This window comes from Streptomyces sp. NPDC001401 (assembly GCF_042895385.1).
Classification (GTDB): Bacteria; Actinomycetota; Actinomycetes; order Streptomycetales; family Streptomycetaceae; genus Streptomyces.
Genome location: NZ_JBIAWI010000025.1, coordinates 1 through 14,805, shown reverse-complemented (window position 1 = coordinate 14,805; position 14,805 = coordinate 1). Strand labels below are relative to the sequence as shown.

Annotated in this window: 12 protein-coding genes and 2 tRNA genes; 4 read left to right on the top strand and 10 right to left on the bottom strand. The window is 71.1% G+C overall.

The window, feature by feature from the left end; genetic code table 11:
* Positions 1-253 precede the first annotated feature (253 nt).
* From ACFY10_RS48730 to ACFY10_RS48720, 3 genes are all read right to left on the bottom strand, one after another.
* Positions 254-475: a hypothetical protein gene (locus ACFY10_RS48730; protein WP_385518259.1), complete on the bottom strand. Its 222-nt coding sequence runs from the start codon at positions 473-475 to the stop codon at positions 254-256.
* 179 nt (positions 476-654) lie between these two features.
* Positions 655-727 (bottom strand) — tRNA-Arg (locus tag ACFY10_RS48725).
* Between the two features lie 188 nt (positions 728-915).
* A tRNA-Ser gene (locus ACFY10_RS48720) sits at positions 916-1,006 on the bottom strand.
* Positions 1,007-1,171: 165 nt separating this feature from the next.
* On the opposite strand from ACFY10_RS48720, the gene ACFY10_RS48715 reads away from it, so the two are divergent.
* A complete protein-coding gene (locus tag ACFY10_RS48715) occupies positions 1,172-1,633 on the top strand; it encodes an SSI family serine proteinase inhibitor (protein ID WP_390671860.1) in 462 nt (153 codons plus the stop codon).
* Between the two features lie 248 nt (positions 1,634-1,881).
* On the top strand, positions 1,882-5,859 hold the full coding sequence (locus tag ACFY10_RS48710) for a PAS domain-containing protein (protein WP_390671859.1): 3,978 nt from the start codon (positions 1,882-1,884) through the stop codon (positions 5,857-5,859).
* Between the two features lie 13 nt (positions 5,860-5,872).
* Here the strand turns inward: ACFY10_RS48710 and ACFY10_RS48705 are convergent, their stop codons facing one another.
* Positions 5,873-6,451: a TetR family transcriptional regulator gene (locus ACFY10_RS48705; protein WP_390671858.1), complete on the bottom strand. Its 579-nt coding sequence runs from the start codon at positions 6,449-6,451 to the stop codon at positions 5,873-5,875.
* A 142-nt stretch (positions 6,452-6,593) separates the two neighbouring features.
* Between ACFY10_RS48705 and ACFY10_RS48700 the strand changes: the two genes are divergently transcribed.
* Positions 6,594-7,790 carry an MFS transporter gene (locus ACFY10_RS48700; RefSeq protein WP_390671857.1) on the top strand — a complete coding sequence of 399 codons (1,197 nt, stop codon included), beginning with the start codon at positions 6,594-6,596 and terminating at the stop codon, positions 7,788-7,790.
* 147 nt (positions 7,791-7,937) lie between these two features.
* On the opposite strand, the gene ACFY10_RS48695 is transcribed toward ACFY10_RS48700, so the two are convergent.
* The 6 genes from ACFY10_RS48695 to ACFY10_RS48670 all read right to left on the bottom strand — a co-directional run bounded on the left by ACFY10_RS48695 (position 7,938) and on the right by ACFY10_RS48670 (position 13,508).
* The gene (locus ACFY10_RS48695) at positions 7,938-9,614 is read right to left on the bottom strand and encodes a long-chain fatty acid--CoA ligase (RefSeq protein ID WP_390671856.1); all 1,677 of its coding nucleotides are present in this window, start codon (positions 9,612-9,614) and stop codon (positions 7,938-7,940) included.
* Positions 9,615-9,751: 137 nt separating this feature from the next.
* Positions 9,752-10,309, bottom strand: coding sequence for a SigE family RNA polymerase sigma factor (locus tag ACFY10_RS48690; protein ID WP_390671855.1), 558 nt, complete (start codon positions 10,307-10,309; stop codon positions 9,752-9,754).
* A gap of 179 nt (positions 10,310-10,488) precedes the next feature.
* On the bottom strand, positions 10,489-11,655 hold the full coding sequence (locus tag ACFY10_RS48685) for a lipid-transfer protein (RefSeq protein ID WP_390671854.1): 1,167 nt from the start codon (positions 11,653-11,655) through the stop codon (positions 10,489-10,491).
* On the bottom strand, positions 11,652-12,056 hold the full coding sequence (locus tag ACFY10_RS48680) for a MaoC family dehydratase (protein WP_390671853.1): 405 nt from the start codon (positions 12,054-12,056) through the stop codon (positions 11,652-11,654). Before ACFY10_RS48680 ends, ACFY10_RS48685 begins: the two co-directional genes overlap by 4 nt.
* The gene (locus tag ACFY10_RS48675) at positions 12,053-12,964 is read right to left on the bottom strand and encodes a bifunctional MaoC family dehydratase N-terminal/OB-fold nucleic acid binding domain-containing protein (RefSeq protein ID WP_390671852.1); all 912 of its coding nucleotides are present in this window, start codon (positions 12,962-12,964) and stop codon (positions 12,053-12,055) included. Before ACFY10_RS48675 ends, ACFY10_RS48680 begins: the two co-directional genes overlap by 4 nt.
* A gap of 232 nt (positions 12,965-13,196) precedes the next feature.
* Positions 13,197-13,508, bottom strand: a complete 312-nt coding sequence (locus ACFY10_RS48670) for a hypothetical protein (RefSeq protein ID WP_390671851.1) — start codon at positions 13,506-13,508, stop codon at positions 13,197-13,199.
* A 333-nt stretch (positions 13,509-13,841) separates the two neighbouring features.
* Between ACFY10_RS48670 and ACFY10_RS48665 the strand changes: the two genes are divergently transcribed.
* A complete protein-coding gene (locus tag ACFY10_RS48665) occupies positions 13,842-14,711 on the top strand; it encodes a bifunctional DNA primase/polymerase (RefSeq protein WP_390671850.1) in 870 nt (289 codons plus the stop codon).
* Positions 14,712-14,805 lie beyond the last annotated feature (94 nt).

Here is a 14,805-nt window from a genome sequence, read left to right as displayed (position 1 = left end):
CTCGCTAGGCGGCGTCGGGCCGCGCCGCACGCGTGCGTGGGGCGGACTCCTGTGCGTCCTCGGACCAGAAGCTCTCGTCTTCTCCAAAGTCCGGGGCCTGGAAGGGTTTTGTCGTCGGAGGCGGCGATACCGCAGTGGAACGGCGGGGTTGCCCTTCCAGGGCGGAGAACAGCGAAGTCGGGTCGATGAGAGGTCTGCCTTTCGTTACAGGTCCCCGATGGGGCCTGGCGTGCCGTGACCGGGCACAGCGGTCCTAGAGCTTGGTCATCTTGGCGTACGGGCTCAAGATCCGCATTTGCGCCGAGCCGAAATCGACGAGCGCCGCGATTCCGTCCTCGATGCCGACCACCCGGCCGAGGCCGTACACGTCATGTGTGACCTGGTCGCCCATGGCGAAGTGCTTGGGAGCCGGTGTGACCGGGGCCTTGAAGGGGCTGGTAGGCAAATGACGCTTCGGTGCCGCAGGCTTAGTCATGGCTCAGTATGCGCCTTCGCGCATCCCGCTCGCTGTGGCCGTGGGCACAGATCCCCTCGTGACAATCCGCGTCACGCCACTGACCTGGTCTTTCGAGATCGGATGAGGCGAAAATCGACCCTGCTGTACGCCCCCGAAACGCAAGAGGCCCCGGATCTCTCCGGGGCCTCTAAGCTGTGTGCACTCGGCAGGATTCGAACCTGCAACCTTCTGATCCGTAGTCAGATGCTCTATCCGTTAAGCTACGAGTGCTTGTTTTGTTCCCCGCCGGTCCTGGTCCTTTCGGCCCGCTCGCGGCGACAGGAAGAACATTACATGACTGCCGCCGCCATGTGAAATCCGTTTGCCGCACCCCTTGTGAGCTGCGGAAACACCTCTACAGGCACCTCTGGGAACGACGAAGCCCCGGTCGCTCGGACCGGGGCTTCGGTGATCATGCGCGGAGGCGGAGGGATTTGAACCCTCGATGGGCTTTAAGGCCCAAACCGCATTAGCAGTGCGGCGCCATAGACCGGACTAGGCGACGCCTCCAGCACAGCCGCCCGCGCGAGCGCGAGTGGTGCGTGCAGATGATGACACAGTCGAGCGTGGTGTCACCAATCGGCTCCCACGGTACTAGGCAGGCAGGCCGCAGGGCAAAGTCCTTCCTGACCGTGCCGCCCGTGCCGACCTGGAAGGTGGGGCGTTAGGCAGGTCATGTTCGCTCGGTTCCTCGTCGTCGCCGCCACCGCCGCCGCCTGTGTCGCGCCCGCCGTCGCCCACGCCGATGTCGGCCGCCCCGTCCTCGCGCCGCCGCCCGTACAGGACGAGGACAGGGCCGGCGACCACCTCACCGTCACCGTCCGGCATGCGGGCGACGGTACGGACGGGACGTTCGACCTCTACTGCCATCCCGACGGCGGCAACCATCCCGATGTCAGCGGCGCATGCGGGGCGCTCGACCGTGTCGCCCGGTGGGGCAGGGACACCTTCGCGCCCGTGCCCGACGACAGCGTCTGCACCATGCAGTACGGCGGACCGGCCACCGCGCATGTCACCGGGACGTGGGCCGGGCGGCCCGTCGACGCGTCGTACGACCGCAGTGACGGGTGTCAGATCGGCCGCTGGGACCGGCTCGTGCCCTTGCTGCCCGATCTGCGGCCCCAAGGGCAACCGTAGGGACTCGCACAGGTTTTCCCGGGGGAAACCCAGGACTCCGTAAGGGTCCAGCGAAGGTCTCGCGAAGCCCTTCGCAGGCCAGAGGATGCGGGCACACGTTCTACTTCAACTCGTCGTGCGACCTCCCTCTCATCCGGCGTCGCGAGCGCAACCGGTGCCCGTAGACTCCCTCGCGTGACACGTCGCGGGCCGGTTGGCAAGATGGCCCGAGCGGTCGGCAAGGTGCGGTAACAGGGAGGAAGCGTCTCGTGAGCAGCAGGCCATCCCGAGGCGCTGCTCGCCTCGCAGCCATACTCGACGCGCTTCCCGATGCGTTGGTGCTGGTCAACGCCAATGGGACCGTCGTCAACGCGAACACGATCGCGCTCGAGGCCTTTGAAGCGCCCGGGACCGCACTCGTCGGTCGGGGACTGCTCGACCTGCTTCCGCAGTTCGACTCCAAGCTCATCCCGGGGTCCATGCGGCGGCCCGACCACATGGACCCCGCCGGACGGACCAAGCCGACCCGGATGATCGCGCGGCGGACCGACGGGGCCGAGTTCCCCGTCGAGGTCACCAGCGCCAATCTCGAGAACGGGCAGCAGGCCTACGACGGTTACGGCTACGGCAGCGACGAGCTGCTGATGCTCGTCGTACGCGACCTGACCGGGACCGTGGACACCGAGGCCGAGCTGGCGCGTTCGCAGCGGCAGACCGAGATGATTCTTCGGGCCGCGTCCGAGGGTGTGGTCGGGACCGATACGGACGGGCGGATTGTGCTCGTCAATCCGGCTGCCGCTCAGATACTGGGTTATCGGGCGAGTGATCTCGGCGGCAAGGAACTGCACGGGCTCGTGCTGCACTCGCGGGCCGACGGTTCCCCGTTCCCGTACGAGGAGTCGCCGCTCGCCGACACCCTGCGCTCCGGGCGCAAGCACCGGGTGCGCGGGCAGGTGCTGTTCTCCAAGGGCGGGGACAAGGTCTCCGTCGATCTGACCACCGCGCCGGTGCGCGACGGGGACCAGCTCGTCGGCGCCGTGATGACCTTCGCCGACCGGCGGCCGTACGACGCGCTCGCCGAGGAGAAGGACGCCGCCGAGAAGCGGCATGCGGAGGAGATCGAGCGGCTCGAGGAGGAGCAGGCCTCCGAGCTCACCGCCCTGCGCCAGAAGCACGTCACCGAGCTCGAGGAGCTGCAGGAGCAGCACGACGAGGAGCTCGGCGCGAACGAGGAGCGGTATGCCGCGCTCGGTGAGCGGGAGAAGGACCGGTACGAGGCCCTTGCCGGGCGGCACGATCAGCTGCTGACGCTGCTGGGGCGGTCGTTGCGCGGACCGCTGGACGAGCTGCGGCGCGAGCTGGCCGCCCTCGCCGCCGACGACGCGGGGCAGCTGTGGCCCGAGGCCAATCAGGTGCTGCATCACCTGTCGGCCGGTTACTCGCGGATCACCACCCTCATCGACAACGTCCTCGGCTATCAGCTGCTCGACGCCGGGAGCGAGCAGATCACTCGTACGAAGGTCATGCTCGACGCCGTCGTCGCCGCCGGTGTCGACGGGGCCGTGGAGCTGATCGGGCCCGGGCGGGTGCAGTTCGCCGTGCACGCGCCGCCCATCGAGGCCGAGGTCGACCCGCAGCGTCTGGCGAGCGCGCTCGCTCATCTGGTCGCGGATGTCGCCGGTGTCGACGCGACCGGCAACGCGCCCGTGTCGGCGGGCGGTTACATGGACAACACCGTCGTCGTGGCCGCCGCGCAGCGCGGTGAGGTCGTGCGGATCGAGGTGCGCGGGCCGTATGCCGGGGGAGACCCGGTGCACGAGCCGATCGTGCGCGGGATCGTGCGGGCTCATGGTGGTGTGCTGCAGACGCACGAAGTGCCCGGGATGAGCGGTAGCGCGTATGTGCTGGAGGTGCCCATCGGCGGTGGGGCCGGGGCCGTGGCGGCCGACGGCCCGGTCGAGGCTTCGGGCGCCGAGCCCGACGAGGGTGTCGCCTCCGATCAGACCTCCGGTGGCGGGCGGCGGCGTGGGCGGCGGTCCTCCGTCGACGCGTTCCTGGAGAGCGAGGTTCCGGGGGAGTCCGGTGACTCCGCCGATGCCGGTGACGCGGAGGGCGGCGTGCCCACCGGGCGGCGTCGCAGGCGTGCGGTCGAGGAGTCGGCGGCCGCCGCGGCCTCGGCCGCGGGTGCCCTGGAGGTATCCGGTGGTACCGGGCGGCGGCGCGGGCGGTCGGCCGAGGGTGCCGGTGACGGTGTCGCCGAGGGTGCCGTGGTGATGGCCGGCGAGCATGGAGCCGGGACCGCGGCCGTCGGTACGGGCCTGGGCGGGACCGTTCCGCCACAGGGTGTGCCCGCGCCCGGCGGCCGGCGTGCACGGCGCGACGGCGGCGAACAGCGCGCCTTGCCTGCGGCGCTGCCCGCGGGCCCCACGTCGGCCGAACAGCCGGTCCAGGCCGACCAGGCCGTACCCGCGACCACCGAGAACGCCGAGCCGACCGGGCGGCGGCGCCGTGCCCTGGCCGCCGCGAACGACCGCGCAGCCGCGCAGGAGGCGGCCCCCCGTTCGGTGTTCGCGCTGCCTCCGGCGGAGGCGGACCGGGTCCCCGCCGCGGGTGCGCAGGCGCAGGCACCCGTACCTGTGCAGGGGCAGTCGCCGGTTCCGGTTCCTGTTCAGCCGCAGGTTCCCGGGCAGGGTGGCCAGGATGCCTCCGGTGACGCTCTGATCGACGACGGTCGGCACGATGCCGTTCCGCACGACCAGTCCGGCGACCACACTCCGCCGCAGCCGCACCCCACGAGCGCGCCGACGGGCCGCCGTCGCCGTGCCGTGATGCAGCCGGGGGCGCAGGAGGCCGGCGGACAGACTGCTGAACAGGGGGTGCCGGTGCAGCAGGCCGCGCCCGTTCCCGCACAGGTCGCTCCCGCCCAGAACGCCACCGGCCAGGCCGCCGCTCAGCCGCTTCCCGCCGCGCCCGTGGAGGCGGCCCCCGGTCAGCCCACCCCGGCCCCCGGCACCCCTCTCCCCCCGGAGGCCCCCGCGGCACAGGCACCGGCGCGCCCCGCCCAGCCCCTCCCCGCCGAAGCAGCCGCCGCACCGGCCGCCCCCGTAGACCCGAACTCCACTCAGGGCCAGGCGATCAGCGTGCGGACCTTGGGCCAGGGGGTGCCGTTCACGCGGCAGGCCGCGCAGGTTCAGCAGCCGTCGGCCACACCCGCGCCGCACAACCCGAACGGTTCCGGCCGGCGCCGCAAGCTGGGTACGCGGACCGAGCCCGCCGCCGCGGCCCCGGAGCAGGCGGCCCGTCCGCACCCGGCGGCCGAACAGGCCTCCGTACCGGCGCAGTCCCAGCCGCAGCCGTCGTTGGCCGGGCAGTCCCGGCTCGCGCAGGTGACCGAGGGCACCGGGCGGTCGTACGCCATAGGGGCGCCGGACGAGAACGCCGCCGAGGGGCCCGAGCCGCTGGACGGTCCCGGTGGCGCCGTGGAGATCGCGGACACCCCGCGCCCGGTGCCGCTGGACGACGAGCTGCCGCCGGAGCCGCTCGACAACCCGCGGCGGCTGCTGGTGTGGCCCGCGCCGGATGTGACGACCCAGCAGGCGCTGAGCGACCGCGGCTACCGGCCGGTGATCGTGCACTCGCGCGAGGAGGTCGACGCGCAGATCGCGGCCTTCCCGGCTGCGCTCTTCGTGGATCCGCTGACCGGGCCGATCACCCGTACCGCGCTGCAGTCCCTGCGGCAGGCCGCCGTTGCCGCCGAAGTACCCGTCATGGTCACGGCCGGGCTCGGGCAGGCGACGCGCGAGGCGGCGTACGGCGCCGACCCCGCCGTACTCCTGAAGGCACTGGCACCGCGGGACAGCGAGCAGCACCCGCCGCGCGTGCTGCTGATCGAGGAGCACGCGGAGATCGCGCTGGCGCTGACCGCGACGCTGGAGCGGCGCGGGATGCAGGTGGCGCGGGCCGCGAGTGATGCGGATGCGGTGACGCTGGCGGGGCAGCTCAGGCCCAACCTGGTCGTGATGGACCTGATGCAGGTGCACCGGCGCCAGGCCGGGATCATCGACTGGCTGCGTGCGAACGGCCAGCTCAACCGCACCCCGCTCGTCGTCTACACCGCCGCCGTCGACCAGGCCGATCTGCCGCGGCTGGCCTCCGGCGAGACCGTTCTGTTCCTCGCCGAGCGGTCCACGAGCGGCGAGGTGCAGGCGCGGATCGTGGACCTGCTGTCGCGGATCGGGACCAACTAGCCCTCGGGAAGGGCTACTTCGCGACGAGCCTGCGTGCCGCCTCCTTGATGGAGTCGCGCAGGCGGTCCGTGTCGGTGTCGTCCGCGCCCACCAGGACGCGGCGCATCTGCGGAACGACGGTCGACCAGTTGGCGATGGCGACCAGCAGGAAGAGAAGATCGCGGGCGGGGATCGCGTCGGTGATGACGCCCCGGTCCTGGCCGTCCTGGACTGCTGCGACCTTGCGGCGGTAGTGCTCCTGGCGCTCGTCCTCGTCGGGGAGCTCGGTGAAGCCGTACTCCATGCCCTCCCAGAAGAGGAGGCGCAGCAGTTCGGGGTGGGCTGCGTGGTAGTCCATCAGGCGGTCGATCCAGCCCTCGATGTCGTCCGGGTCGACGGGGACGGCGACGGCGAGGTCGACCATGGACTTGCCGAGCACCTGGGTGAACAGGTCCGCCTTGTTGCCGAAGTAGGCATAGATCAGCTGCTTGTTGGCCTTGGCCGCGGCCGCGATGCGGTCGATGCGCGCCCCGGCGATGCCATGACGGGCGAACTCGGCGACCGCCGCCTCGAAGATCCGGGCCTTGGTGGCCTCGGGGTCTCTGACTGCCATGGGGGCAGGGTACCGCTCCGGCCCCGGTAACCAACTATTTGGTTGACAGGGAATCGGCAGGCGGTGCACGGTGTTCTCCTTCCAACCAACCAGTTAGTTGTTAGAGTCGCCTCGAAGCCGGCTCGAAGGAGTCCGTCCGCTCATGCCGTCAGCAACCGCAGCCCAACCGGTCCGGACCGCCGCCCCGGAGTCGGCAGGCACGTCCCGCCTTCTCCTCCCCCTCATCGCCCTGTGCACCGCCGTCACGGCCGCCAACATCTACCTCGCGGCGCCGCTGCTGCCCCTCATCGCCCACGACTTCGGCTCGACCCCCTCGGCGGTCGCCTGGATCGCCTCGGTCGCGCAGTTCGGCTACGCCGCCGGGCTGCTCTTCTTCGCCCCGCTCGGCGACAGCGTGAACCGACGCCGCCTGGTCGCCGTCCTGTCGCTGGTCACCGCCGCGGCCCTGGTCGTCGGCGCCACGGCCGCCGGGACCACCGCACTCGCGGCCGCCGTGCTGGTCGCCTCCGCGGCCACGGTGGTCCCCCAGCTCCTCGTCCCGCTGGTCGCCGCCCGCGCCCCCGCCGACCGCCGGGCCCGCCATGTCGCCGCCGTCATCTCCGGCCTGTTCACCGGCATCGTGGCCGCTCGCGTGCTCGGCGGCCTGGTCGGCCAGGCCTTCGGCTGGCGGACGGCCTTCGTGGGTGCGGCGGCGCTGACCGCCGTCCTGGGCCTCGCGACCGCGCTGGTGCTCCCCGCGGAGACCCGCCGCCGCCAGGGTTCGCTCTTCTCGGGCCTCGCCGCCATGCCGTCCGTCGTGCGCCACTCGCCCGACCTGTGGCGCGCGTGCGTGCGTCAGGCGGGCATGTACGGCGCCTGGAGCGCCCTGTGGACCTCGCTCGCACTGCTGCTGACCGGCAAGTCCTACGGCCTGTCCACCGCGACCGCCGGTCTGTTCGGTCTCTTCGGGCTCGCGGCGAGCGCGGTGGCGCCCCTGGCGGGCGGAATGGTCGACCGCTTCGGCGCCGCCAAGGTCGTACGGTCCGCGTATGTGCTCGCCGCCGTCTCCGTGCCGCTGTTCTGGTGGGGCGGGCAGGCGCTCGCGGCCCTGTTCGTCGCCGCGATCGCCATCCACGCGGCCCTCGTCGCCTCCCACGTCGCCAACCAGACCCTCGCCCTCACCACGACCTCCACCCCGGCCACCGCCAACAGCGCCTACGTCGTCGCAGGCTTCGCCGGCGGCGCCAGCGCCTCGGCCCTGGCCGGCCTCGCCTTCGGCCACTGGGGCTGGGGCGGGGTGTGCGCGGTGGCGGGGCTGTGGCTGGTGCTGGGCTGGGGGACGACCGCCGTACGACGGTGAAGTCCGTCGTACGGCGGGCCGGGATCGCACGGCGGGCCCGAGGCCGTCCGGCGAACCGGGATCGCTCGTCGGACCCGAGGTCATCCGTGCGGGCCCGAAACCGTCTCCGGCGGACCCGAGGCCGTCCGGCGGCCTCAGGGCTGTCTCTCAGAGCTTGGTGACGTCCAGCTCCCCCTCGGCGTAACGCCTGCGCAGCACCTTCTTGTCGAACTTGCCCACGCTCGTCTTCGGCACCGCCTCGATGATCGTCCAGCGCTCCGGGAGCTGCCACTTGGCGATGTGGCCCTCGTCGGCGAGGAAGGCGCGCAGGGTCTCGAAGTCGGCCGTGGAGCCCTCCTTCAACACGACCGTGGCCAGCGGGCGTTCGCCCCACTTCTCGTCGGGGACGGCGACCACGGCGGCCTCGGCGACGTCCGGGTGGGACATCAGGGCGTTCTCGAGGTCGACGGAGGAGATCCACTCGCCGCCCGACTTGATGACGTCCTTGGCCCGGTCGGTGAGGGTGAGGAAGCCCTCGGGAGAGATCGTCCCGACGTCTCCCGTCTTCAGCCAGCCGTCCTCGCTGAACTTGTCGGCCGGGCGCAGGGGTTCGGCGTCGGGGCCGTTGTAGTAGGCGCCCGCGATCCAGTTGCCCCGGACCTCCAGCTCGCCGGCGGACTCGCCGTCCCAGGGGAGGCGCTCGCCGCCGGGGCCGCTGAGGCGGGCCTCGACGCCGGCCGGGAAACGGCCCTGGGTCAGGCGGTACGCGAACTCCTCCTCCGTACCGACCGCGTGGGCCGGCGGGCGGGCGACCGTGCCGAGCGGGGAGGTCTCCGTCATGCCCCAGGCGTGACAGACCCGCATGCCCAGCTTGTCGAAGGCCTCCATGAGGGAGGGCGGACAGGCCGAGCCGCCGATGGTGACCTGGGTGAGGGAGGAGACGTCGCGCGGCTTGGCGGTCAGCTCGGCGAGCAGGCCCTGCCAGATGGTCGGGACGGCAGCCGCATGGGTGGGCTTCTCGCTCTCGATCATCTCGGCGAGCGGGGCCGGCTGCAGGAAGCGGTCCGGCATCAGCAGGTTGACGCCGGTCATGAAGGTGGCGTGCGGCAGGCCCCAGGCGTTGACGTGGAACTGGGGCACCACGACGAGCGAGGTGTCCTGGTCGGTCAGGCCCATCGACTGGGCCATGTTGACCTGCATGGAATGCAGATAGATCGAACGGTGGCTGTACACCACGCCCTTGGGGTCGCCCGTGGTGCCGGAGGTGTAGCACATGGCGGCGGCCTGGCGTTCGTCCAGCTCCGGCCAGTCGTAGGTGGTCGGCCGGCCCGCGATCAGCTGCTCGTACTCGTGCACCCGGGGGCGTACGCCCTCGAGGAGGGAACGATCGCCGGGGCCGGTGACGACGACGTGCTCGATCGTGGGCAGCTTCGGCAGCAGCGGGGCGAGCAGCGGCAGCAGCGAGCCGTTGACGATGACGACCTTGTCGGCCGCGTGGTTGACGATCCACACCAACTGCTCGGCCGGAAGGCGGAGGTTGAGCGTGTGCAGCACCGCGCCCATGGAGGGGATCGCGAAGTAGGCCTCGACATGCTCGGCGTTGTTCCAGGCGAGGGTCGCCACCCGGTCGGCGTCCACGACCCCGAGCTCTTCGCGCAGGGCGTGCGCGAGCTGGGCCGCGCGGGCTCCGATCTCGGCGAAGGAACGGCGGTGCGGCTCCCCCTCACCGGTCCAGGTGGTCACCTGCGATGTTCCGTGGACCGTCGACCCGTGGGTCAGGATCCTCGAGATCAGCAGCGGTACGTCCTGCATCGTGCTCAGCACGGCGTCCTCCCGGGGCGACATTGCCTACGAGGCGGTAAGGGCTGCGCTGATTCTGCGCACATACCGCGCGGTATGTCACTAGGTGCCGATGATCGATCGCATCAAGTCGGCCCCCAATAGCCACCAGGCCGGCCCCCGACAGGCACCAGGCAGCCGCATTACCGCACAAGCCCCAGCTCAGGATCCTCGCGCAACTTGCCCAGCGCACGCGACACCGCCGACTTCACCGTGCCCACCGACACGCCGAGCACCTCGGCCGTCTGGACCTCGCTGAGGTCCTCGTAATACCTGAGGACGACCATCGCCCGCTGCCGGGCCGGCAGCTTCATGATCGCTCGCCACATCGCGTCGTGCAGCGCCTGCTGTTCGGCCGGGTCGTCCCCGCCGCGCACGGGCTCCGGCTCGGGCAGCTCCTCGCACATGAACTCGTCGACCCTGCGCTTGCGCCACTGCGACGTACGCGTGTTCAGCAGCGCCCGGCGCACATAGCCGTCGAGCGCACGGTGGTCCTCGATCCGCTCCCAGGCGACATACGTCTTGGTGAGTGCGGTCTGCAGCAGGTCCTCCGCGTCGCTCGGGTTCGCTGTCAGCGACCGGGCGGTACGCAGCAGCACCGGCTGCCGGGCCCTCACGTACGACGCGAACGACGGATACGAGAGGGTCAGCGCCGCTGGCTCGGCAGCGGTCGAAGCGCTGGTGCAGACGGGTGTGGTCATGGCTCCACGCTATGAGCGGGGGTACCTCCGGCTCATCGGCCGCAGGTCCCGAAGCCGAGTCCGCCTCAGGTTGTAGGGGTGGAGGTAGCTGCACCTCCTGTAGGTGGACGAGCGGCTCGGGGGTACTGCGGGATGACCCCTGGGGGTCGCCCTGCCACCCGGCCCTCGGACCCGGCCGCTCAGCCGTCCGCGGTCAGGACCAGGCCGGATGTGGGGACGCCGGTTCCTGCGGTGACCAGGACCCGTCCCGCCCCCGGTATTCGGTTCACAGCCGTCCCGCGCAGCTGTCGTACCCCCTCTGCGATCCCGTTCATCCCATGGATGTACGCCTCCCCGAGCTGCCCTCCGTGCGTATTGATCGGCAACGACTCCCCGGCCACGAAGTCCGCCGCCTCCCCTTTCCCGCAGAACCCGAACTCCTCCAGCTGCATCAGCACGAACGGCGTGAAGTGGTCGTACAGGATCGCCACGTCAATGTCGGCCGGCGTCAGCCCGGAGGTGCGCCACAGCTGGCCGGCGACCACGGCCATCTCCGGCAGTCCGGTCAGGTCGTCGCGGTAGAAGCTCGTCATCTGCTCCTGCCCCCGGCCCGCGCCCTGGGCCGCCGCCGCTATGACGGCGGGCGGGTGGGGCAGGTCGCGGGCCCGCTCCACCGATGTGACGACGATCGCCTGGCCGCCGTCGGTCTCCTGGCAGCAGTCCAGGAGTCTGAGCGGCTCGACGATCCAGCGCGAGGCCGCGTGATCGGCGAGGGTGATCGGGCGGCCGTGGAAGTATGCCGCCGGGTTCGTCGCCGCGTACTTCCGGTCGACCACCGCCACACGCCCGAACGCCTCCGGGGTCAGGCCATAGGTGTGCAGATACCGCTGGGCCGCCATCGCCACCCATGAGGCCGGCGTCAGCAGCCCGAACGGCAGCGACCAGCCGAGTGCCGCGCCCTCAGCCGACGGCTCCCGGTGCTGCACCCCGGAGCCGAAGCGTCGGCCCGACCTCTCGTTGAACGCCCGGTAGCAGACCACGACCTCCGCGATCCCTGTCGCCACTGCGAGCGCCGCCTGCTGGACGGTCGCGCAGGCCGCGCCGCCGCCGTAGTGGATGCGGGAGAAGAAGGACAGTTCGCCGATCCCGCAGGCCTGGGCCACGGTGATCTCCGGGCTGGTGTCCATCGTGAACGTGACCAGCCCGTCCACATCGCCCGGCGTCAGACCGGCGTCGTCCAGCGCGGCCCGCACCGCCTCCGCGGCCAGCCGCAGTTCGCTGCGCCCCGAATCCTTGGAGAACTCGGTGGCCCCGATGCCGACGACCGCGGCCCGCCCGCCGAGGCCGTCCCGGGTGCGGACGCTCATCCGGCACCCCCGGGGCCTTCCGAGGGGACGGTGACCGTCACCGTGCCCGTGACGTGACTGCCGATGCCGTTCGCGCCCACCACCCGGACCGTCGCCGTATCGCCGTCCACCCCCTCGACCGTGCCCGTCAACACCATCGTGTCCCCCGGGTAGTTGGGCGCCCCCAGCCGTATGGCGACCTTGCGGAGCACCGCCGTAGGGCCGAAGTGGTCGGTGATGTAGCGGCCGACCAGGCCGTTCGTCGTCAGGATGTTCATGAAGATGTCCGGGGAGCCTTTCTGGCGGGCCAGCTCGGCGTCGTGGTGCACGTCCTGGTAGTCGCGGGAGGCGATGGCGCCGGCGACTATCAGGGTGCGGGTGATCGGGATCTCCAGCGGTGGCAACCTCTCACCGGCCCTCATACGGCCTCCTCCTCCCGGGCGCGGAACACCGGCAGCACCAACTCCTCGTCGTACACCTGGAATTCGAGCCGCACGGGCAGACCGATGCGCACCTTGTCGTACGGCACTCCGACCACGTCGCTGATCATCCGCACGCCCTCGGCGAGTTCTATGAGGGCGACCGCGTAAGGAGGGGAGAAGGCCGGGAAGGGCGGGTGGTGCATGACGACGTACGAGTACACCGTCCCCTCGCCGCTCGCCTCGACCGTGTCCCAGTCCGGGCCACCGCAGCTGTTGCAGCCCGGCAGCCAGGGGAAGCGGAGGGTCGCGCAGTGGGTGCAGCGCTGGATGAGCAGTCGGTGTTGCTCGACTCCTTCCCAGAAGCCGGCGTTGTCACGGTTGACGACGGGGCGCGGGCGTTGGGCCTGCTGCTCCCGCTTCCTACGTCCTGCGGGGGCGTACTTGAGGATGCGGAAGCGGTGCGTGCCCGCGAGAGCCTGGCCCGCCCGGACGTCCGTCCGTGTCGTGACGAAGTACCCCGTGCCCAGCTTCGTCGTCTTCCGCTCCGACACCGACTCGATCACCGTGTCGAAGGTGATCTCGTCCCCGGGGCGCAGCGGTCGCACGTACTCCTGCTCGCAGTCGGTGGCGACGACCGAGGTGCAGCCCGACTCGTCGAGCAGGGCGAGCAGTTCGTCGTAGTCCCCCGTGCGTCCCTCGTGGCCGGAGAGGCCGCCCATGGTCCATGCCTGGAGCATGGTGGGAGGAGCTGTGGCCTCGGGGCCCGCATAGGCCGGATTGGTGTCTCCCATTGCCTCGCACCAGTGCCGGATCATGGGCGTGTTGACGGGATCCCTGCCTCTGCCGGAAACGGCGGCGCGCCGCCCCTCGTAGGCCTTCAGCCGTGCCCCCAGCTCGTCCTCGCTCAACGTCGCCCCCTTGGCGTCTCCCTCATCGCACTGACACTTCTGGTACACCGCGGCCGCCGAGCGGGTTCCCTCGTTCCCCGCCAGAGTTTCTGACTGTCCGTCAGATAAAGTCCACTGTCAAGGTCGGCGGCCCGCACGCGAAAACGCCTGCGCGGCGGCACCGAAGTACCGCCGCGCAGACGCGTCACACCCCATAGAGCACACCCCGCCCCCTTGAGTCAGGGGCGTCGGCTCACCACAGCTCGGTGAAGTTGATGGCCACGTTCTTGTTCCCCTGGTTGACGGCCGTGAACGCGGAGCCCTTGACCTGGGCGGTGTTGCTCTGGTTCGAGGCGCCGGAGCCGACCGCGTTCTGCTGCGTGGTCGACGAGTTGCCGTTGTTGTCGAGCCCGACACCGCTGCCGACGACGCTCGCGACACCCGCGTTCGATCCGTTGTCCGCGATGGCGCCGTTGTCCGCCGCCGCGACCCCGGTGAACAGCGCGGCTGCCAGCGGAAGGGCGGAGACGGCGGCGATGACGCGGGCGGTACGGATGCTTGCCATGTTTGTTCCTCCAGAACACCAACGTGAAGTACGGCTGATACCAAGGCAGTTGGCCGACCACCTCGATGCTGTGCACGACGTCGCGAGATCAGAGTTGCCCACCGAATCCCCGGCGAACCACCCCGGAAGGCACGATTCCTCCTCAAGTGCTACGACAAGTCGATAAACCCCTATCGCGACTTCCAAGCCCCAGGTCAGGACAGTACGGACGCCTCAACCCCAAGCGCCGCAAGGGGTAAAGCGGTCCGGCACTTTTCCGGCCAACCTGTCCGCCCCGGCGCGTCGCGCCCGATCCCTCTTCCCTTTTTCGAACGTGCGTACGAAAATAGAGGCATGGCCACCACCGACCGGCAGGCCACGACGCTGGCCCTCGCACACGCCCTGTCAGCCGCCGAGCGCGGACTGGCCGTCATCCCCCTGTCCCGGACGAAACTCCCGGCCCTGCGCTCCCCCCACCGCGACGACCCCGAACCCCAGCCCTGCCACGGCGAGTGCGGCCGCCTGGGACACGGGGTGTACGACGCATCGACCGACCCGGCACGCATCCGCGAACTGTTCGCCGCGGCCCCCTGGGCCACCGGCTACGGCATCGCATGCGGCCTTCCGCCCCACCACCTGATCGGCGTCGACCTCGACACGAAATCCGGTACGGACTCCTCGGCAGCCCTGCGCGAACTGGCCCTGCGCCACCTCTTCACGATCCCCGAGACGGTCGTCGTCCTCACCCCCAGCGGCGGCCGCCACCTCTGGCTCACCGGCCCGCCGGACGTCGCCGTCCCCAACTCGGCAGGCCGCCTCGCCCCCGGCATCGACATCCGCGGCGCCGGCGGCTACCTCGTCGGCCCCGGCTCCCGCACCGACCACGGCGTCTACGGCACGGCTCCCGGCACCGCCCACCTCGCCCCCGCCGCCTGCCCACCCGCCCTCCTGCGCCTCCTCCTCCCGCCGCCGCGCCCCACCCATCCCTCGACGCATCCCTCGGCCGGCGACCAAGGCCAGGGGCTGGTCCAGTTCGTCCTCGCCGCGCACGAGGGCCAGCGCAACACCCGCCTGTTCTGGGCGGCCTGCCGCGCCTACGAGAACGGCATCGGCCCCGCCCTCGTCGCCCCCTTGGTCGAGGCGGCCCTCAACAGCGGCCTGACCGAGCGCGAGGCACGGGCGACGATCGCGTCGGCGGCGCGGATGACGGGGCACCGGCCGTAAGAAGCCGTATTCCTATCGATCATGAGGACGGTTCTGGTCGAACAAGGTGCCTGGTCGGGTGATCTTGGCCGGGTGGATGCATGAGAACAGGGCC